The organism is Enterobacter sp. SORGH_AS_0287 (assembly GCF_031453695.1).
In the GTDB taxonomy this organism is placed as follows: Bacteria; Pseudomonadota; Gammaproteobacteria; order Enterobacterales; family Enterobacteriaceae; genus Enterobacter; species Enterobacter ludwigii.
In genome coordinates this window covers 1,064,510-1,083,727 of sequence record NZ_JAVIZW010000001.1, presented here as the reverse complement: position 1 = coordinate 1,083,727, position 19,218 = coordinate 1,064,510, and the positions used below count along the sequence as shown (strand labels likewise).

Genomic DNA, 19,218 nt, shown 5'->3' with positions numbered 1-19,218 from the left:
GCTCATGATCGGCGTAAACGCTTTAACTTTACGAGCCAGACTGGTTAAGCCGCACAACCAGATAGATACAGGTTTCATTCGTCTCATTAATGAACCGGCAGTCGTTGGGCGGCCCCAGTTCCAGGCAATCACCGGCGTGCATTTCATGACGGGTATCGCCCTCCTGGAAAACCAGTTCGCCAGACTGCAGCCAGATAAGCTGGCGCGCCAGCGCATACGACGACGCGGGCATAGGGACATCGCTTCCCGCAGGCAGCTCAACCTGAACAAGATCGATGGGCAGATCGGTGCGGGGTGAAACGTGGCGGCGGAGGTAGTGTGTCTGAGGGTCACGCCAGACGGGCTGGTTTTCCAGACGCAGCAGCTTTCCTTCCTGCATTTCGGCTCTGGCGATCAGCGTTGACATGCTGATGCCAAACGCGCCGGATAACCGCGCAAGCAATGTCGCCGTCGGGCTGCTGTCCCCGCGCTCTATCTTGTGGATCATGGCGCGCGAGACACCGGCCCGGTCAGCAAGCTCGCTTAATGACCATCCTCGCGACTCGCGTTCAAGGCGAATTCGCGCGCTAATCCTTTGATTCATTGTGTCTGTCATAGTATTCATGACGTCATACTATAGTGTATGAACGGCATTTCAACGCGGTTTTGATAACAAAAAAATCTGGCTTATGTCATAGCCATCCGTCTGTACAGTTGTGTAATATCGTACTCATAACGTAATACTATAGTGAACAACACACTCAGAGGTTCAAACATGATCGTTCGTCATGCCTGCAAAGAAGACTGCGCCGCTATTGGGGAGATTTACAACCACGCGGTGCTGCATACTGCCGCGATCTGGAATGATAAAACCGTCGATACGGATAACCGCATTGCCTGGTTTGAGGCGCGTGCCCTCGCAGGCTACCCGGTGCTGGTGAGTGAAGAGAATGGCGTTATCACCGGCTACGCCTCGTTTGGCGACTGGCGCGCCTTTGACGGTTTCCGGCATACGGTAGAGCATTCTGTCTACGTTCATCCGGATCATCAGGGGAAAGGTATTGGCCGCACGCTGATGAACGCGCTGATTATTGAAGCGCGGACCCTCGGCAAACACGTCATGGTGGCGGGCATTGAGGCGCAAAACCAGGCCTCTATTCATCTTCATGAGACGCTCGGTTTTGTGACCACCGGCCAGATGCCGCAGGTGGGCACCAAGTTTGGCCGCTGGCTGGATCTGACCTTTATGCAGTTGCAGCTTGATGAGCGCAGCGATCCGGACGCTATCTCATGAATCAGTCTCTGACGCTGGCTTTTCTGGTGGCGGCGGGAATTGGCCTGGTGGTGCAAAACACCTTAATGGTGCGCATCTCTCAGTCCTCCTCGACCATTCTTATCGCGATGCTGCTGAATTCGCTGGTTGGCATTGTGCTGTTTGTCAGCATTCTGCTGCTAAAACAGGGCTTCGCCGGATTTAGCGAGCTGGCCTCAACGATCCGCTGGTGGACGTTGATCCCGGGGCTGTTAGGGTCGTTTTTTGTTTTTGCCAGTATCAGCGGCTATCAAAATGTTGGCGCAGCGACAACCATCGCCGTGCTGGTGGCAAGCCAGTTGATTGGCGGGCTGGTAATGGATGTACTCAGAAGCAATGGCATCCCCTTGCGCGCGCTGATTGGCCCGGTGTGCGGTGCCGTAATGCTGGTGGTCGGGGCGTGGCTGGTCGCGAGACGCCAGTTCTGACCCCCGGCTCACCGCTACAGTATCGTACCGCCTTTGGTCAGCAATTCCTGACGGGCGTCCATCTCTTCTTTATGTTGCTTACCGTGATGTGCAATCGCGGTACGCAGACGCTGCTGCTGACTGTAGCGATCTTCACGGCTTAACGCTGCGTCGTCGCTCAGTTCGATCAGCAGTTCATTCATTCGGCTAATCACTCCCTCTTCGATGGCGGTATCGACACGGGCGATAACTTCATTTAAATGTGACATTGTCACTCCTTGTCAGATGCCCGGCAGGCGCGGTGCCTGCCGGGAAAAATGTCAGTTCAGTTTCGCTTTGGAGAAATCGCTGCCCATCAGGCTCACGCTGTACCCCGTTACGTTGCTGCGGGTGGCGTAGAACGTTTTGCCGTTCGCCAGCGCAATCCACGGTGCCTGGGCATAGAAGATCTCCTGCGCCTGGCTGTAGAGTTTTGTACGCTCACCCGGGTTGCTGGTCAGCTTGGCTTTCTTGACCAGATCATCATACCCCTTATCGCACCAGCGCGCGGCGTTCGATCCGGTTTTGATGCTGTCGCATCCCAGCAGTACATCAGCAAAGTTATCCGGGTCGCCGTTATCGGACATCCAGCCAAACAGCGCGGAATCATGCTCCCCTTTACGCATACCGGAGAGATACTCGCCCCACTCGTAAGAGACAATTTTGGCCTTCACGCCGACTTTTGCCCAGTCGCTCTGGATCATCTCCGCAATACGCTTCGAGTTAGGGTTATACGGACGCTGCACAGGCATTGACCACAGCGTCACGTCCGCGCCCTTCTCCAGACCGGCCTGTTTCAACAAAGCTTTCGCTTTTTCAGGATCGTAGCTGTAGTCCTTCAGATCGTTATTAAAGCCCAGCATATTCGGCGGAATGGGTGATTTCGCCACCGTACCGGAACCCATAAAGACCGCATTCACGATGGCTTTTTTGTCCGTCGCATAGTTCAGGGCCTGACGCACCAGCACGTTATCAAACGGTTTTTTCTCGGTATTGAACGCCAGATACCCCACGTTCAACGCCTCCACGGCGTGCAGCTTCAGATCTTTATTTTTGTTAATAACATCAAACTGAACCGGTGACGGTGCCGGAATGATCTGGCATTCGTTGGTCTGCAGCTTCGCCAGACGCGTTTCTACGTTTGGCGTGATGGAGAAAATAAGGTGTTTCGTCGGAACCGCACCTTCCCAGTAGTTCGGGTTAGCGACGTAGCGGATCAGCGAATCCACTTTGTACTGCTGCAGAACGTACGGCCCGGTACCAATCGGCCAGGTATCGACATTCTCAGGCGTCCCTTTTTTCAGCATCGCGTCAGCGTATTCAGCGGAAAGAATAGAGGCGAAATCCATCCCCCAGTCAGCAAGGAATGCGGCGTTTGGTTCACTCAGCGTGAACTGCACGTGATAATCATCAACCTTTTTGACGTCCTGAATCAGCTTGTCCAGGCCTACGTCATTAAAGTATTCATAATTACCCTGCGAGACATTGTGATAAGGATGCTTAGGGTCTTTCTGACGCATGACGGAAAAAATAACGTCATCCGCATTAAAATCACGGGTCGGCTTGAAGTATTTATTGCTGTTGAACTTGACCCCTTTACGCAGCGTAAAGGTATAAGTCTTACCGTCCGGGGAAATTGTCCAGGACTCTGCCAGCGACGGTACCGGGGTGTTTTTCACCGGGTCGAAATTGATCAGGCGGTTATACAGGACCTGAGAGCTGGCCACGAATGACGGGCCCGAGCTGGCGATCTGCGGGTTGAAAGACTCCGGTGATGCTTCAGAGCAATAAATGATGGTGTCATTATTCGCCGCCCATGCGGCACCTGCTGGTAAGAGAGTGCTCAGCGCGAGGGCGAGCAGCGTTTTCCCTGTAGACATGGTTATAACCCTGGCAGTTTTATTATATTGGACCGTAATAACAGCACAGCCGCTATAACCTGGCAAATAACGAATCACTATCAGGTTATTCTAAAGCAACGTTTTCCGCTGGTTTTACAGCCAGTGCGCCAGAGGTTGATTTGCCTTAAGTGCTATTATTCGTCAAGCACAACCGCACCTTTCTATGCCACAAGAAATCGTCCCTTTTGGCGTCTCTTCCTCCGTTTGGTTGCTTCCCGATTTCGTTAAAGTAACGGTGTGAAGAAGTATATGGGATCAAATCGTGGCAAAAACTCTTTTACGCAGCGGTAATCTGGATGACTTTCAGGCCGTTGGCGGCGGCGGACAAGCCGTTTTTGAATCAGCGTTACAAATCCGGGAAGCGCTCCGGTTACGCAAACAGCAGGCAATTGTCGACTGTCTGGCTATTCCGCAGGTCAATGATGGTGGCGACCGTGTCGACTGGTATTCGCCGGTCGACGGTAGTGTAACCAGCTGGAAAGCGGCCAACGAAGACGATCGTTATCGCGCCCTGCGCTATCTGGAAAATACGCTGGCCAGCGTTGAATCGCTGAGTAAGAAGTGCCTGCAGTCGCCAAAAACAGCGCAACAGCTTTTCGGCTCCCTGCTGTCGAAAGCATTTCAGTTTCCCGGCGAAAATTTCCTTTTCCTGGTTGATGGAAAGCCGGTCATAAGCTTCTGGGGGTTTGTAAACCTTAATGAGAATGCACGTGACGACGTACTCGACTGTTTACGTGAATCGCTGATCCCTGAGCCAGCCCCGATTGTCATTGAAGACCCTGAACCCGAGCCGGAACCGACCCCAGTCCTGACCTTTGAACAGGCCGATGAGCCGCTGATCGCCCCGGCCACGGTGGTGCGCATCACGCCGGACGAACTGTATACGCCTGAGCCTGCGCCGGTCATTGTGCCGCCTGTGGAAGAACCCGAGCCAGAGCCTGCGATCGTAGCCAAAAAACGCCGCGTTCCCCTGTGGACGCTTCCGGTTGCCGCCGTGATCGTTGCCGCGATTGCCACCCCGTTGCTGTGGCCAAAACAGGCCCCTTCTGCCGAGCCAGTGGCTGTCGTTGCCCCTGAACCTGTCGCCATTGCGCCAAAGCCGATTAAAGCCGTTGAGCCGCTGCCGATGAAATTACCGCTGCATCAGGCAGAGGTGGTCGCGAGCAAAGAAAAAGAACCGGCTCCCGTTGCCGCCCCAGCACCTGCACCGGTTGTGATTGCGGCGATCCCGAAAGACGCCATGGTCATGGAAGCAAACCAGGTGAAAGCGGGGTCGACGCGTTTTCTGAACGGAACATGGCGTGCGATCCTCGACGTGAAAGATCCGATTACCGGAAAACCACCGTCGCTGCGCTATCAGATCCAGAACAATAAAGGCTTCGCTCGTGTTGTTCACGGTGACAATGTTGTCTGCCGCGTGGAGGTTTTCTCCGGGCTGCACAGCAATGGCGAACTGATGATTAAGAGTCGCGGTAATGCCCGCTGCACAGACGGTTCACGCTACCCGATGCCGGAAGTTGCCTGCAAAGCAGGTACCAGCGATGTCGCTGAATGTAATGCCCGTTATGATGCCAAAACCGTCGTTCCACTGACGTTCAAGAAAGCAGGTGCCTGACCCTATGCTGGTAAATCTTTGCGACTATAAACAGAGCGTCACGCTTATTGCCAACAGCGGCGTGCAATTCCTCGATTTTGGCCTGACTCCGCAGGACACCGCCAGCAACGGGCGCTTCGTACGTAAAACCGCCAACGGTCCGCTTCTGCGTCTCGATTTCGATCTCGTCAACGGGCGTTACACGCTGCCGGGATTGAACGGCGGACAGCCTGAAGTGGTGAAACCGGAAACCACGATCCCACTGCATCAGTCCCTGACGGTGCTGGATGGCGTCTGGCTCCCCATTCCCTTCCTGCGCTTCAATCCGCCACGTACCTTTGTTGACGGGCCGGATAACTGGGCGCGTGTCCAGGTGCGTAAACTTGAAACGCCTGATGCAGCAGGCAATACGCACCGCGTCACGCTCGCTCTCGACAGCCAGATTGCAGAGCATGCTACTGCCGCGCTGTCCCCGGTTGAAAATGACATTCTCAACGGCACCCGTTTCGGACTGGCATGGCGTGACGATGAGGTGGAAAGCTTCCTCGACCAGACCTGGATTGACGGCTGGCTGCGCGAGGCGTTTACCCACTATGCGACCGACGTTGAAAACCGCGCGGAACGCGACCTGCAGCAGGCAATGCGCAGCTTTGAGTACCAGGCACACTGGCTCAACCTGCTGTCCATGCTCGGTGAACAGCTTACCGTGCCGGAAGTGAAATTTGTCACCCATACCCTCAGTACGCCGGCTATTCCGGTCGACCTGATCCTCGACGTCGGGAATACCCATACCTGCGGCGTTATTATTGAAGATCACGGTGATGCGAACGACGGTCTGCGCCAGACGGCCGAACTGCAGGTGCGCTCGTTAAGCGAACCACAGTTCCTCAATGAGCCGCTGTTTACCAGTCGTCTGGAGTTTTCGGAAGCGCGTTTTGGCAAGCAGCACTTCTCGGTGGAAAGTGGGCGTGAAGATGCCTTTGTCTGGCCGTCTATTGTCCGCGTGGGCGATGAAGCCCGCAAACTGGCTACGCGCCGTCTGGGCACGGAAGGTAACAGCGGTATCTCCAGCCCGCGTCGCTACCTGTGGGATGAAACCCCGGTGGTCCAGGACTGGCGCTTTAGCCAGATGAACAGCAAGACCCAGCGCGAACCGCTGGCGACCGCGTTCCCGCTGATGAACCTGATGAACGATGACGGTGAACCGCTCTTTACGCTGCCGCAGGACGAGCGACTGCCGGTTTTCTCCCCGCAGTACAGCCGCAGCACGCTGATGACGCATATGCTGTGCGAACTGCTGGCACAGGCGCTGGGGCAGATCAACAGCGTTGCCACGCGCCTGCGTCTGGGCTTTCCGGCCTCACCACGCCAGTTGCGTACGCTGATCCTGACCCTGCCCTCGGCGATGCCGAAGCAGGAACGCGAGATCTTCCGTCGCCGCATGTTCGAAGCGATCGCTATCGTCTGGAAAGCGATGGGCTGGCACCCGCAGGACGACGATTTTGCCACCCGTAAGCACCAGGAAAAAAGCGTGGTGCCGGTACCTGCAATCCAGATGGAGTGGGACGAGGCCAGCTGTGGTCAACTGGTGTGGCTGTACAACGAAGCGATCTCACATTTTGGTGGTCAGACGGAAGCGTTCTTCGCCTCCCTCGCCCGCCCGGATCGTGAACCTGAACCAGGCGTTCAGCCGGGGCGCTCGCTGCGTGTCGCCTCTATCGACATTGGCGGTGGCACAACCGACATGGCGATCACCCATTATCAGCTGGATGACGGCTCCGGTAACAACGTCAAAATCACGCCGCAGCTGCTGTTCCGCGAAGGGTTTAAAGTGGCCGGTGACGACACCCTGCTGGACGTCATCCAGCGCTATGTGTTACCCGCCCTGCAAACCCAGCTGCAGAAGTCCGGCATCGCCGATGCCTCTCTGCTGATGGCCTCGCTGTTTGGTGACTCAGGACGCATCGATACTCAGGCGGTATTGCGCCAGCAAACGGCGCTTCAGCTCTTTATGCCGATTGGTCACGCCATCCTTGCCGCGTGGGAATCCAGCGACATCGACGATCCGCTGGCAGGCTTGCATGCCACCTTTGGCGATCTGCTGTCGCAGAAACCGACCCGCAACGTGATGAATTATCTGCAACAGGCCGTCGATCATGCCTTGCCGGCAGGTTCAGAAGCCTTCGATCTGTTTGCCGTTCCGCTGCACGTGAATTTCCGTGAAATGCAGGATGCGATGCTGGCAGGCCAGTTCACGCTGGCGTCACCCCTGCATGCGGTGTGCGAGGCCATTTCACATTACAGCTGCGATATTCTGCTGATCACGGGGCGTCCGGGCTGCCTGCCTGGCGTTCAGGCGCTTATTCGCCACCTGCAGCCGGTGCCGGTTAATCGCATCGTCTGGCTGGATAAATACCAGGTTCATGAATGGTACCCGTTCAGCCAGCAAGGACGCATTGGTAATCCAAAATCGACCGCCGCCGTCGGCGCGATGCTTTGCAGCCTGGCGCTTGACCTGCGACTGCCGCGCTTTAACTTTAAAGCCGCGGATATCGGTGCATATTCAACGGTTCGCTATCTGGGCGTACTGGATAACACCGTAAACACCCTGCGTGAAGAAAACGTCTGGTATCAGGATATCGACCTGGATAAACCGGGTGCGAAACTCGACGCTCGTCTGCACTTCCCGCTGCGCGGAAATGTGACGCTCGGTTTCCGCCAGCTGGCGAACGCGCGCTGGCCGGCAACGCCGCTCTATACGCTTAGCATCAACTCGGCCGAACTGGCCAAAGCGATTGCGGGTGACGGCGTGCTGAACGTGCGGCTCAAACTTTGTGGCGGCAATAAGCATGAAGGGCCTGAATCCTTCGCGCTGAGCGATGCCTGGTTGCAGGACGGGACGCCGGTTCCGCCTGATGCTTTAACCTTCAAACTGAATACTCTGGCCGATCGCCGTCATAGCGGCAGCCACTACTGGATCGACAGCGGGAGCGTATACCTGAAATGACTGCGACGATGACCACCACTCAGGCCTTAATCGGGTGGATAAATGAGACGCGCCTGAACGCCCCTATGCTGGATAACGAGGCCGATGCCCTTCTTGCGCGCATCAACGCGACGCAGGCACGGGAGCAGGCCATTGACCGCGCCCTGTCACGCCCGGGCAGTATTGGACTTTACGGTCATTCTCAGAGTGCTAAAGCGCATCTGCTTTTATCGCTGTGCGGCAGCGGTAATGGCCGCCTGAACGTTACGCCAGGCCAGCGTACATTTGACTATTTTTCGCACATTAATCCGGGACATGCCCTGACCAACATGGCCGTGCGGTTCACCCGCGGAAATACAGAGGTGATGGATGAGGCGTTCCCGCTGCGCCTGAGCCTGGTGACAGAGGCAGAGCTGGTTCAGCTGTTTATCGCCCGCACCACGCTGCAGCCGGACATCCGCGCCGTGGATAAAGCGGTCATTGAGACGCGCCTGGAGAAGTGGCGTGGCCTGCGCCAGCCGCAGGGTGTTCCTGGTATTACGGCTCAGGACGTGGGTGCCATCGCCCGCTTCTGGCAAAGCTCAGTACCTGCCGCGAAACAACAAATTGATGATGCCCTGTGGCATCAGTTTGCACAGCTGGTCCCTTCGCTCGATCTCAGCACGCGTGCCAGCGTCTGGTCGCTGCTGTGGGGTGAGCAACAGGAGTTGACCCAGCAGTGGTTAAAGCTCGCTCATGTCCTGCATCAGACCAGCCATGCCGGAGCACTCGCCGCCCCGCTCAGCCTGCTGGTCGATAACTTCGGGCTGCCGGGCGAAGGGTTCCTGACTCACGGCACCTTTTCCCTTCCGGAGGCCCAGGAGACGCTGCTTCATCCGCTGAACAACGGCGAGATGCTTAACGCCATCAGTATCCCTGTCGATACGCTCGCCTTCCTGACGCGTGAGCTGGTCTTGCCGGTCGAAAGCAGCGCCCTGGATAATGTCGATATTATTGATATTCCGGTCTTTTCAGATAACAGCGCCGATGCACTGAATCAGGCTAAATGCCAGTGGTTGCTGGAGCATTATCGCCAGCAGCTGCAGCCGGACGTGCTTGTTATCTGCAATGCGACAGCCCAGCACGAGCAAACGGCTAAAAAAGCCCGGGTGCTGATGAACTGGGTCAAAGAGACTCAGCCTGTTGAAGAATCCGCCCTGCCGGGGCTGGTGTGGGCGATTACGCCTCACGACGCACGTTTTACCACCCGTCAGAACCTTGATGAAACGGTACAGCACCTGTTGGGCAAACCGGGTGTGCGCTGGGGGACACTGCAGGCGCTGGACAGCCACAGCATGCAGCGCGTGATCGAGTGGTTGTCTCAGGCCACGTTATCCGCTCAGCGACAGAAGCGTCTTAGCACGCTGAAAGCAATGCTGCGCCAGGAACTCTCGGCCCTGATGAAGGGGTATCTGGCACCGCTGGTTGAGGAACCCGGCGCCAGACGAACTCAGGCCGAAAACATGGTGCGCGTTCTGCAAAGCTCCGCCGCCCGCCACGGTGAACTGCTTGAAGGTCTTCTGCCGCCGCTTAAAGCCTTTGAAACCCTGCTGGCCGTTCAGCAGCCCCGCGAGGAGCAGGTGAACGGACTGTTTACGGATACCATTGACCTGTTTGCCGAGCATGCCCAGGAGAACGCCAGCCCATTCCAGACCAAAGACAAAGCTCGCCTGGCGCATAAAGTCTGGATAAACCATCTGCGCCAGTGGAGCCGCAACGATGCCACTGCCGCGCGCCTTGGGCTGGAATCCGCTGTTTTGCAGCAAATTGCCGACGTTCTGGTGGTGGCCAGCTACCGACTGAACCTGCCGCAGCAGCTGCAGAACATCGTTGAAACCGACAAGTGCAGCGCAGCCCAACTGCATGCCGTAATGGGCAACTTCATTGGCTGGCTGGGCTACGATCGGACACCCGCCGAGGCACGCCCGGCGAGCCGCATCCGTAAAGGCCAGGCAATCTTTGTTACGCCGGTGGTCAACAGTACCGCGCCGCGCCTGACGCGTCTGGGAGAACAACCCGTACATGCGGCAACGGTGTATGTCTATGACTGGCTGGTCGCCCTCTATAGCCGGGCAATAGAGAACATCGATTTCCACCACCCGCACGATGTACAGCCTGCCGCACGCCAGGCCTTACAAGCCCTGTTACGTTAGCGCTCCTGGCCCGCAGAGATGCGGGCTATCCTTTCAGGTCGTGGTCATACACTCTGCTAACGTCTGCGCCAGTGCCGACGGATTTTCCCATGACATGGAGTGTCCGGCCGCTGGGATGATTTTCACCTCAACGCCCCGCTTTTGCAGAGAGTCCACATCATCATCAGGTAGAGACCACTCGCCGAAAATCAACGTCACCGGACAGCGCAGAGACAAAAACTGAACCTCCCATTCCGGCTCTACCCCTTCCACCAGGCTGGACGCGCCACGCCACACGGCATACGGCGCATTGCTTTGCAGACTGCCCGCCCAGGGTGAGGTTTCTGCACTGAGCAGCGCATCATACCCCTGCGCCAGGAACTGTTGTTCCGTCTGTGCAGCAATAGAGCGGCTGAACATGCCACCTCCGGCGTGAAAATTGGGTTCCGACACCATCAACCCTTTTACGCGTGGCGCCATCAGTCCTGCTGCCTCGATAGCAATGCTGCCACCCATACTATGACCATATAGCCAGAAGCTATTGAGTTTGAGATGGTCCAACAGTTCAGCCACCACTCGCGCCTGCTCGCTGGTGCGATAACGATACTGCACGGGTTTGTCGCTGTAACCGCTGCCCGGGAGATCGATAAGAATGGCTCTGCGCGCACCAAACCGGGCGTCAGAGACGATACGAGGATATTCATAAGAAGAGGCGCAGCCTAACCCGTGAATAAACACCACAGGATCGCCAGAGCCGGGAAGATCGTGCCAGCGCACAACGCAGCCGGCCTGCTGCGAGTAAAAACTGTTCATAAGCACTCCTTTAACGATTCACTGTGTATTTATACAGTCTTCGTGTCTGGAATGCTATGTTCATCTTTTAAAACGGGAAGCGTGCTTCAGAAAAGCGAGATCAACAGCGCAACGGGAAAGCTCATTGGCCAGGTTGACCCCACCAGAAAAGCACTGAGCAGTCGGATACGTTTGCGGTCTTTAGAGAGGAACCAGGTAATTAATGCACAGACAGAAGCCATGATTGCGTAAAAAACCAACATCTTTTGATACAACGTCATTCTGTTTACCAGAGCCGAAAAAATAACCGCACGCAATATGCGTCATATGTTGATACAGATCAAGTTTTTTCGTTACAGAATAACCATTTGAATACTATGGATAATATACTGAAAGGAGAGGATGCCCGGCGCTGAATGCGACCGGGCATGGGGGCTTAGTGCTTTATCATCACGTGGCGGACAACGGTATAATCCTCAAGGCCGTACACCGACATATCTTTGCCGTAGCCGGATAACTTCATCCCGCCGTGCGGCATTTCGCTCACCAGCATAAAATGGGTATTAACCCAGGTGCAGCCGTACTGCAGACGCGCGCTCATCCGGTGGGCACGCCCTACATCGCGGGTCCAGACCGATGACGCCAGGCCGTACTGCGAATCGTTCGCCCATGCCAGCACCTGCGCTTCGTCATCAAACTCGGTGACACTTACAACCCGGGCCAAACACTTCACGCTGAACGATAGCATCGTCCTGTTTGGCCCCTGCCAGAAGGGTTGGCTGGAAATAGTAGCCAGCCCCCTCTTTTTTGCTGCCGCCGGTCACCACGCGAATATGGCTCAGGGCTTTAGCCTCATCAACCGCCTTACAGACGCGTGAAAGATGGGCTTCGGAACTGAGCGGGCCCAGCTCGGTGGTTTCCTCCTCCGGCGCCCCCATTTTCAGGCTCGCCACCGCGGCACCCAGTTTTTCCACCAGCGCGGCATAAACGCCTTTCTGCGCATAAATACGACAGGCTGCCGTACAATCCTGCCCCGCATTGTAGAAACCGAAAGTACGTACCCCTTCAACAACCGCATCAAGATCGGCGTCGTCGAAAACGATAACCGGGGCTTTGCCGCCCAGCTCCATATGGGTACGTTTAATCGAGGACGCCGTGTGTCCAATAATATGTTCGCCGGTGGCAATAGAACCGGTGAGCGACACCATACGCACCTTTTCGTGGCCGGTCAGCGGATCGCCGACCGTTTTTCCGCGGCCAAACAGAACGTTCAGAACGCCTGCCGGGAAGATGTCTTTCGCCAGTTCCGCCAGCTTGAGGGCCGTCAGTGGGGTAATCTCCGAAGGTTTGATCACCACACAGTTACCCGCGGCCAGCGCGGGTGCCAGCTTCCATGCCGCCATCATCAGCGGATAGTTCCATGGCGCAATGGAGGCGACCACGCCCACCGGATCGCGGCGTATCATCGATGTGTGACCGTCAAGATATTCGCCGGCGGCCAGCCCGTTCAGGCAGCGGGCGGCGCCGGCAAAGAAGCGGAAAACGTCGACCACAGCCGGAATTTCATCTCCCAGCGCACAGTGCAGCGGCTTACCGCAATTGAGCGATTCGAGACGGGCAAATTCTTCGCCGTGGGCTTCAATCACGTCAGCCAGCTTCAGCAGACACTCGGCACGCGTTTTAGGCGTGGTTTGTCCCCATTCAATGAATGCGCGATCGGCGGCCCGGACCGCCGCGTCGACCTGCGCTGCTGACGCTTCAGCAATCTCCAGAAGTACCTCTCCGGTGGCAGGGTTATAGACCGGCTGTTTTTCCCCGTCCCCGGCGACCAGTTCACCATTTATCAGCAGTTGTGTTTGCATAGCATTGTCCTGTTGAAATCAATGTTATTTCCCGCTTCCGGCACTGTTTTCGCCGTCGCGGGTTAGCCACCAGGCTCCCAGAATGGGTAGGGTTGTGACCAGCATCACCAGCAATGCGACGACGTTGGTGACCGGCACGTCGCGCGGACGCCCGAGCTGATTAAGCAACCACAGCGGTAACGTGCGCTCGTGTCCCGCGGTAAATGTTGTGACGATGATTTCGTCAAACGAGAGTGCAAACGCCAGCATCCCCCCGGCCAGCAACGCCGAACCGAGATTCGGCAGGACCACGTAACGGAAGGTTTGCCAGCCGTCGGCCCCCAGATCCATTGACGCCTCGACCAGACTCCAGGAGGTGCGTCTGAAACGGGCAATCACGTTGTTAAACACCACCACCACGCAGAACGTGGCGTGACCGACCACGATGGTGAAAAAACCCGGCTCAAGGTCAATGGTTTTAAACGCCGTCAACAGCGCCAGACCGGTGATAATCCCCGGTAACGCAATCGGCAACAGCAGCAACAGCGAGATCACATTTTTGCCAAAAAACGCGCTTCGCCACAGCGCCGCTGCAGCAAGCGTGCCAAGCACAAGCGCGATAGCCGTCGACAGCGCAGCGATTTGAAGTGACAACGTCACTGATTCAATGATGTCGCCACGCCCTGCTGCCACGGTGAACCACTTCAAGGTCAACCCCTGCGGCGGAAAACTGAACGCGGCGTCTTCGGTGTTAAAGGCGTAGGTCGCAATAATCAGCAGCGGGAAATGAAGGAAGATAACGCCTCCCCAGGCTGCCACTTTCAGGAACAACGGTGCGCGTTCAGAGTGCATCGAATGCTCCCAGACGTTTCACGAACGCCAGATAAAGAGAGATGAGGACAATTGGCACCAGGGTGAAGGCCGCGGCCATGGGCATATTGCCGATAGCGCCCTGCTGGGAATAGACCATATTGCCAATAAAGTACCCCGGCGGCCCCACCAGCTGTGGAACAATGAAATCGCCCAGCGTCAGGGAAAAAGTGAAGATTGACCCTGCGGCAATGCCCGGGATTGCCAGCGGCAAAACGACGTAACGAAAAGTCTGGCGTGGTCGCGCGCCGAGATCGGCTGAAGCCTGCAGTAACGACGCGGGCAGTCGCTCCAGCGCCGCCTGTACCGGCAGGATCATAAACGGCAGCCAGATATAGACGAACACCAGAAAACGCCCCAGCCCGGAGGTGGAAAGCGTGTTTCCGCCAATGGCCGGAAGCGTAAGGATCGCGGTCAGGATCGGCTCCAGCCCCAGGTGGCTCAGAAACCACTGCGCTACCCCGTCTTTCGCCAGCAGCAGCGTCCAGGCATAGGCTTTAACAATATAGCTGGCCCACATTGGCAGCATCACGGCGATATAGAAGAACGCCTTCCACTTGCCGCGGGTGTAACGTGCCATGTACCAGGCCATCGGAAACGCGAGGATAGCGCTGGCGATGGTCACCGCAATGGCCATCATCAGCGTACGCAGAATGATGTCATAGTTTGCCGGATTAAAAAGCGCCAGGATATTGGCAAACGTCAGTTCCGGCGTGACCGCCATGGTGAAATCGTCAAAGGTATAAAACCCTTGCCATAAAAGCGTGAGAAGCGATCCCAGATAAACGATGCCAAACCACATTAGCGGCGCGAGCAGCAGCAGGAACAGACCAAGCGATGGCTTACGCCAGAACAGTGCGGTAAGGCGGCTCATGCGGCTACGGTGGGCGGGAGGCGGCGCGACATGCGTGTTCATGTCACCTCTCCTCTTGCAGGCGAACCATGGCATCACGTGACCACGACGCCATCACCGCCTGCCCCGGCGTCACACCGCTCAGCGTTGCGGCATCGCTAAAATTGGCCTGGCTGACCAGCAGTTTTGCACCGTCAGCGAGTTTTAGTTCAAGTCGCGTTGCCGCCCCCTGATACTGTACTGCCTGCACCACGCCCTCAACCTGAACCTCACCGCTCTCATTGAGGCGAATATGTTCCGGCCGTAAAGAATAGATGCCTTCCATCCCGCACACGTTATGTGCCATACCGGCGTCAAACACGTTTGAGGTCCCGACAAAGCTCGCCACGAATGGCGTTCCTGGGCGCATATAGAGATCGCGCGGGGTGTCGACTTGCTCAATGCGGCCATTATTGAAAACCGCGACCCGGTCAGACATCGACAGGGCTTCCCCCTGATCGTGAGTGACGAAAATAAAGGTGATGCCGAGCTCCTGCTGCAGCTTTTTCAGCTCGAACTGCATCTGCTCACGCAATTTAAGATCGAGCGCGCCGAGCGGTTCATCCAGCAGCAATACCCGGGGTTCATTGACCAGCGCCCGCGCGATGGCGACACGTTGACGTTGCCCGCCGGAAAGCTGCGAAGGCTTACGCGTGACAGCAAAGCTTAGCCCCACTTTTTCCAGCGCTTGACGCGCCTGCGCATGGCGCGTTTTCTTGTCGATACCTTTGACCATGAGTCCGTACGCGACGTTATCGAGGATCGACATATGCGGGAACAACGCATAATCCTGGAACACGGTATTCACATCGCGTTCCCATGGGGGAAGTGCGCTCGCCTCTTTACCGAAGATTTTGATTGCGCCGCCTGACAGCTGCTCAAAACCGGCTATCAGACGCAGGCAGGTAGTTTTGCCGGAGCCCGAAGGCCCCAGCATGGAGAAAAACTCTCCGTCATGAATAGCAATGGTGACCCCATCTACCGCCCGCACGTCACCGTACAGACGGGAAACGTCATTAAACTCTACTGCGTACGTCATGTTCTGCTCCTGCGATTAACGGCCGCCCATGATGGCGATGTAATCCTGTGTCCAGCGGCTGTAAGGAACGAATTTGCCGCCTTCTGCAATCGGGGTTTTCCAGAACATGATTTTGTCGAAATAGTTGTAGCCGTTCGTTTCGCAGCCTTTATCGCCGAGCAATGTGCTGGCTTTACATCCTTCCGGTACCACGGGCAACGAGCCAAACCAGGCCGCCAGATCGCCCTGCACTTTAGGCGTCAGCGACCAGTTCATCCATTTGTAGGCGCACATCGGGTGCTTGGCCTGCGCGTGCAGCATGGTGGTGTCCGCCCAGCCGGTTACCCCTTCTTTCGGGAAAACAGTGGCGACAGGCTGGTTCTCCGCTTTCAGGGCATTGGCCTGATAGGGCCAGGCGCTGGAGGCCACTACGCCTTCATTTTTAAAGTCGCTCATCTGAACGGTGGTGTCATGCCAGTAGCGGTGGATCAGCGCATGCTGGTCACGCAATACCTTCAGTACGGCGGCATACTGTTTTTCTGTTAGCTGGTACGGGTCGGTGATACCCAGCTGCGGCTGCGTGGCTTTGACAAACAGCGCCGCATCGGCGATGTAAATCGGGCCATCATAGGCCTGCACGCGGCCCTGATTGGTTTTACCGTCAGGTAAATTCTGTTTCGTAAAGACGACGCTCCAGCTGTCCGGCGGCGTCGGGAACGTTTTGCTGTTGTACATCAGCAGGTTTGGCCCCCACTGATACGGCGTGCCGTAGACGTTGCCGCCGACGTTAAACCATTCACCTTTGACGATCCGCGGGTCGAGAGTTTTCCAGTTTGGGATAAGGTCGGGGTTAATCGGCTGAACGCGTTTCCCCATGATCAGGCGCAGTGAGGCATCGCCCGAGGCAGTGACCAGATCGTATCCGCCTTTCGCCATCAGGCTAACCATTTCATCCGAGGTGGCCGCGGTTTTAACGTTCACCGCGCAGCCGGTCTCTTTTTCGAACTGCGTGACCCAGTCATAATTTTTATCGGTTTGTCCCCGTTCGATGTACCCGGGCCAGGCAATAATATCCAGTCGTCCTTCCCCGTCGCCGATTGCCTTCGGTGGCTCTGCGGCGTGCGCTGTCATGAGGGTCATGCCGAGCGCGCACAGGCTGCTGCGGGCAAATTTTTTGCTCATAAGAATTACTCCTGTCGCAATGAAATTTAGCGGCAGCCGTGCCGTAAAAATATCTCCCTTATTAAACGTAGACCGCGCAAATGCGCCGCACCGTGCGGCTTAAAGAAATTTCATCAAGGTGTGACCGAGGGCGCATTCCCCGTTAACTGGATTATAGACAAGGAGTTAGCGTTGAGAGGCGGTATGCAGATTTCCTATGATGCGGTACTGCGGAATATTCGCCCTACCGCCATCAGGATAAGGAATGATTATTTTAGAAAGGTGCGGAGATTATTATTCGAGCATGCTGCTAATTAATTTCCCTAACTGAATCACAGCCTGTTCTTCCCGCTCCCCCCACGCCCAGGAGGTATTAAACCGGAAGAACGGTGTCCAGGCGTCAGAGGTCGAAAACATCTTACCGGGGGCAATACTGATGTGGTGCATTAGCGCTTTCTCGCTCAGCAGCCCGGCATCCAGCTGCGCCGGGAGTTCCAGCCACAAAAAATAGCCGCTGTCGTTGTGATGAATTTTGACGCCTGCCGGCATATGGCGCAAAAGCGACTGCCACGCCTGCTGTTTGCGTTCGGCCAGCGTGCGGCGCAGGCGGCGAAGATGGGCGTCATAGCGTTTTGTCGCCAGGTAATCCACCAGCGCCAGCTGCATGGGTGAACTGGTCGATAAGGTGCTCATCAGCTGTAGCTGCTGAATGCGTCGCGCATGTTTACCTGCCGCCACCCAGCCGATGCGAAACCCCGCCACCAGACATTTCGAGAAGGACGAGCAGTGCAGCGTCATATCGTCACGATCCCAGGCTTTCGCTGGCAGGGGTTTCTCCCGGCCAAAATAGAGTTCGCTGTAGACATCATCTTCGATCAGGGTGACGTTGTGCCTGGCGAGAAGCGCGACCAGGTGCGCTTTTTTCTCTGCGCTGAGCGTGAAGCCGAGGGGATTTTGACTGTTGGTCATGAGCCAGCAGGCTTTGACTGGATACTCATTGAGCGCCTGCTCAAGCGCATTCAGATCGATCCCTTCGCGGACGTCCGTCGCCACCGACAGCGCTTTGAGTTTCAGGCGTTCAAGCGCCTGCAGTGCACCATAGAAACAGGGGTTTTCGACAATCACCCAGTCACCAGGCTCGGTAACGGCCTGCAGGCTAAGATTCAGGGCTTCGAGTGCGCCTGCAGTAATGACAATCTCATCCGGCGAGATATTCATTCCCTGCTGCGCATAGCGGCGGGCAATGGCGTGGCGAAGGTCAACGTTACCCGGAGGCAGGTTCTCAATTACGCTCATTGCTGTGGCGGTTTTACTGACATTAGCCAGCGAACGGTTAAGTTGCTGCAGCGGGAAAAGCCGGGGGTCGGGGAAGGCAGAAGCGAAAGGAACAACCGACGGGTCGCGGCTGGCCTGTAATACGTCGAAGATATAGGTGTTGATATCTACCACTTCGTCCCGCATCACCTGGGCAGGCGGCGCAGGTTGGTGTGCGGTCGGGCGCGAGGCAACGTAATAGCCCGACTGCGGCCTGGCGACGATACGCCCCTGGCTTTCCAGCATCTGATACGCGTGGCCAACGGTCATAAAACTCATGCCGCTGCTCGCGACCTGCTCTCGCAGAGAAGGCAGCTTATCGCCCGGCAACCATACGCCAAGCTCGATCTGTGAGATAATTTGTTGCGCCAGACGCTGGTATTTTTTCATCAGATTCTCCTTATGACCGACAGTGTATATCAGCAGGAGAAAAAGAGAAGATTTTGCTAACTGTTATAGTTAGCCAGATGCATTACTTACGCAGTTCGGTGACGTTACGCTGAGCGTGGCGGGCAGCGGCCAGATGATCGAGGGTAATCATCGACGATTTGCAAAAAATGCATTTTGCACCGAACGGGTTTTTCTCAGACACATCAAAAGCTGAGGTACGGTACTGCGAACCATGGCAGCATGGGCAGCGGAAATGGATATAAGAAGTCATAGGATTCTCCTGTAAACGTAAAAACGTTAATTGCTTAATGGGCCCTTCAGGCGATAGTGGTTTGAAACAAAAACTAATCGGAGTGTAGAAAAAGACCCAAGAGAGGCTGCGGAGAGGCACAACGTGATGAGAACTGCTTTATAAAACTACGTCAGATGTTTATTTGGACTCAAACCCAGAGGGCCATTAACGCATGTTGTTGATAACAAGGCAAGCTGTTTAATGCATAAATTTCATAAAAATAATTTTTTTATTCTCTCACGCAAGCTATATCAGATGT

Annotated in this window: 16 protein-coding genes and 1 pseudogene; 5 read left to right on the top strand and 12 right to left on the bottom strand. The window is 56.1% G+C overall.

The genetic code is table 11. The features are described from left to right. Window positions 1–28: 28 nt before the first annotated feature. Window positions 29–604 (bottom strand): helix-turn-helix domain-containing protein, encoded by a 576-nt coding sequence (locus tag QE396_RS05165; protein ID WP_032670344.1) that lies wholly within the window; start codon window positions 602–604, stop codon window positions 29–31. 150 nt (window positions 605–754) lie between these two features. Between QE396_RS05165 and QE396_RS05160 the strand changes: the two genes are divergently transcribed. Continuing rightward, window positions 755–1,273 carry a GNAT family N-acetyltransferase gene (locus QE396_RS05160; protein WP_020884028.1) on the top strand — a complete coding sequence of 173 codons (519 nt, stop codon included), beginning with the start codon at window positions 755–757 and terminating at the stop codon, window positions 1,271–1,273. Further along, entirely contained in the window at window positions 1,270–1,719 is a 450-nt protein-coding gene (locus tag QE396_RS05155; RefSeq protein ID WP_020884027.1) for a DMT family transporter, read from the top strand. Before QE396_RS05160 ends, QE396_RS05155 begins: the two co-directional genes overlap by 4 nt. 14 nt (window positions 1,720–1,733) lie before the next feature. Here the strand turns inward: QE396_RS05155 and QE396_RS05150 are convergent, their stop codons facing one another. Both QE396_RS05150 and QE396_RS05145 read right to left on the bottom strand, forming a co-directional pair. Further along, a complete protein-coding gene (locus QE396_RS05150; RefSeq protein WP_020884026.1) occupies window positions 1,734–1,967 on the bottom strand; it encodes a YdcY family protein in 234 nt (77 codons plus the stop codon). A 51-nt stretch (window positions 1,968–2,018) separates the two neighbouring features. Then, a complete protein-coding gene (locus QE396_RS05145) occupies window positions 2,019–3,617 on the bottom strand; it encodes an ABC transporter substrate-binding protein (RefSeq protein ID WP_020884025.1) in 1,599 nt (532 codons plus the stop codon). Between the two features lie 283 nt (window positions 3,618–3,900). On the opposite strand from QE396_RS05145, the gene QE396_RS05140 reads away from it, so the two are divergent. From QE396_RS05140 to QE396_RS05130, 3 genes are read left to right on the top strand one after another with little or no spacing between them, the layout of a single operon-like run. Continuing rightward, complete coding sequence (locus QE396_RS05140) at window positions 3,901–5,253, top strand: SrfA family protein (protein ID WP_020884024.1); 1,353 nt, start codon at window positions 3,901–3,903, stop codon at window positions 5,251–5,253. A 4-nt stretch (window positions 5,254–5,257) separates the two neighbouring features. Further along, window positions 5,258–8,239 (top strand): virulence factor SrfB, encoded by a 2,982-nt coding sequence (locus QE396_RS05135; RefSeq protein ID WP_020884023.1) that lies wholly within the window; start codon window positions 5,258–5,260, stop codon window positions 8,237–8,239. Further along, entirely contained in the window at window positions 8,236–10,410 is a 2,175-nt protein-coding gene (locus QE396_RS05130; RefSeq protein ID WP_020884022.1) for a virulence factor SrfC family protein, read from the top strand. Before QE396_RS05135 ends, QE396_RS05130 begins: the two co-directional genes overlap by 4 nt. Window positions 10,411–10,443: 33 nt before the next feature. Here QE396_RS05130 and QE396_RS05125 read toward each other — a convergent pair whose 3' ends face one another. The 9 genes and pseudogenes from QE396_RS05125 to QE396_RS05085 all read right to left on the bottom strand — a co-directional run bounded on the left by QE396_RS05125 (window position 10,444) and on the right by QE396_RS05085 (window position 18,938). Further along, a complete protein-coding gene (locus QE396_RS05125) occupies window positions 10,444–11,202 on the bottom strand; it encodes an alpha/beta fold hydrolase (protein WP_020884021.1) in 759 nt (252 codons plus the stop codon). Window positions 11,203–11,288: 86 nt separating this feature from the next. Beyond that, window positions 11,289–11,462, bottom strand: coding sequence for a GhoT/OrtT family toxin (locus QE396_RS05120; RefSeq protein ID WP_032670341.1), 174 nt, complete (start codon window positions 11,460–11,462; stop codon window positions 11,289–11,291). Window positions 11,463–11,617: 155 nt separating this feature from the next. Next, window positions 11,618–13,043, bottom strand: a pseudogene (patD, locus tag QE396_RS05115) (aminobutyraldehyde dehydrogenase). A gap of 24 nt (window positions 13,044–13,067) precedes the next feature. Next, window positions 13,068–13,874: an ABC transporter permease gene (locus QE396_RS05110; protein ID WP_020884019.1), complete on the bottom strand. Its 807-nt coding sequence runs from the start codon at window positions 13,872–13,874 to the stop codon at window positions 13,068–13,070. Further along, window positions 13,864–14,766 (bottom strand): ABC transporter permease, encoded by a 903-nt coding sequence (locus QE396_RS05105; RefSeq protein ID WP_108648610.1) that lies wholly within the window; start codon window positions 14,764–14,766, stop codon window positions 13,864–13,866. Before QE396_RS05105 ends, QE396_RS05110 begins: the two co-directional genes overlap by 11 nt. Before the next feature lie 43 nt (window positions 14,767–14,809). Beyond that, window positions 14,810–15,823, bottom strand: a complete 1,014-nt coding sequence (locus tag QE396_RS05100) for an ABC transporter ATP-binding protein (RefSeq protein ID WP_020884017.1) — start codon at window positions 15,821–15,823, stop codon at window positions 14,810–14,812. Window positions 15,824–15,838: 15 nt separating this feature from the next. Beyond that, the gene (gene ydcS, locus QE396_RS05095) at window positions 15,839–16,984 is read right to left on the bottom strand and encodes a putative ABC transporter substrate-binding protein YdcS (RefSeq protein WP_020884016.1); all 1,146 of its coding nucleotides are present in this window, start codon (window positions 16,982–16,984) and stop codon (window positions 15,839–15,841) included. Between the two features lie 273 nt (window positions 16,985–17,257). Then, window positions 17,258–18,667, bottom strand: coding sequence for a PLP-dependent aminotransferase family protein (locus tag QE396_RS05090; protein ID WP_020884015.1), 1,410 nt, complete (start codon window positions 18,665–18,667; stop codon window positions 17,258–17,260). 82 nt (window positions 18,668–18,749) lie between these two features. Further along, complete coding sequence (locus tag QE396_RS05085; RefSeq protein ID WP_020884014.1) at window positions 18,750–18,938, bottom strand: hypothetical protein; 189 nt, start codon at window positions 18,936–18,938, stop codon at window positions 18,750–18,752. Window positions 18,939–19,218: the final 280 nt, after the last annotated feature.

Excerpts from the sequence above, each read along its gene's own strand:
- QE396_RS05165 (WP_032670344.1), bottom strand. The coding sequence starts at position 604 with ATGAATACTATGACAGACACAATGAATCAAAGGATTAGCGCGCGAATT.
- QE396_RS05160 (WP_020884028.1), top strand. The coding sequence starts at position 755 with ATGATCGTTCGTCATGCCTGCAAAGAAGACTGCGCCGCTATTGGGGAG.
- QE396_RS05155 (WP_020884027.1), top strand. The coding sequence starts at position 1,270 with ATGAATCAGTCTCTGACGCTGGCTTTTCTGGTGGCGGCGGGAATTGGC.
- QE396_RS05150 (WP_020884026.1), bottom strand. The coding sequence starts at position 1,967 with ATGTCACATTTAAATGAAGTTATCGCCCGTGTCGATACCGCCATCGAA.
- QE396_RS05145 (WP_020884025.1), bottom strand. The coding sequence starts at position 3,617 with ATGTCTACAGGGAAAACGCTGCTCGCCCTCGCGCTGAGCACTCTCTTA.
- QE396_RS05135 (WP_020884023.1), top strand. The coding sequence starts at position 5,258 with ATGCTGGTAAATCTTTGCGACTATAAACAGAGCGTCACGCTTATTGCC.
- QE396_RS05130 (WP_020884022.1), top strand. The coding sequence starts at position 8,236 with ATGACTGCGACGATGACCACCACTCAGGCCTTAATCGGGTGGATAAAT.
- QE396_RS05125 (WP_020884021.1), bottom strand. The coding sequence starts at position 11,202 with ATGAACAGTTTTTACTCGCAGCAGGCCGGCTGCGTTGTGCGCTGGCAC.
- QE396_RS05120 (WP_032670341.1), bottom strand. The coding sequence starts at position 11,462 with ATGACGTTGTATCAAAAGATGTTGGTTTTTTACGCAATCATGGCTTCT.
- QE396_RS05110 (WP_020884019.1), bottom strand. The coding sequence starts at position 13,874 with ATGCACTCTGAACGCGCACCGTTGTTCCTGAAAGTGGCAGCCTGGGGA.
- QE396_RS05105 (WP_108648610.1), bottom strand. The coding sequence starts at position 14,766 with ATGAGCCGCCTTACCGCACTGTTCTGGCGTAAGCCATCGCTTGGTCTG.
- QE396_RS05100 (WP_020884017.1), bottom strand. The coding sequence starts at position 15,823 with ATGACGTACGCAGTAGAGTTTAATGACGTTTCCCGTCTGTACGGTGAC.
- ydcS (WP_020884016.1), bottom strand. The coding sequence starts at position 16,984 with ATGAGCAAAAAATTTGCCCGCAGCAGCCTGTGCGCGCTCGGCATGACC.
- QE396_RS05090 (WP_020884015.1), bottom strand. The coding sequence starts at position 18,667 with ATGAAAAAATACCAGCGTCTGGCGCAACAAATTATCTCACAGATCGAG.
- QE396_RS05085 (WP_020884014.1), bottom strand. The coding sequence starts at position 18,938 with ATGACTTCTTATATCCATTTCCGCTGCCCATGCTGCCATGGTTCGCAG.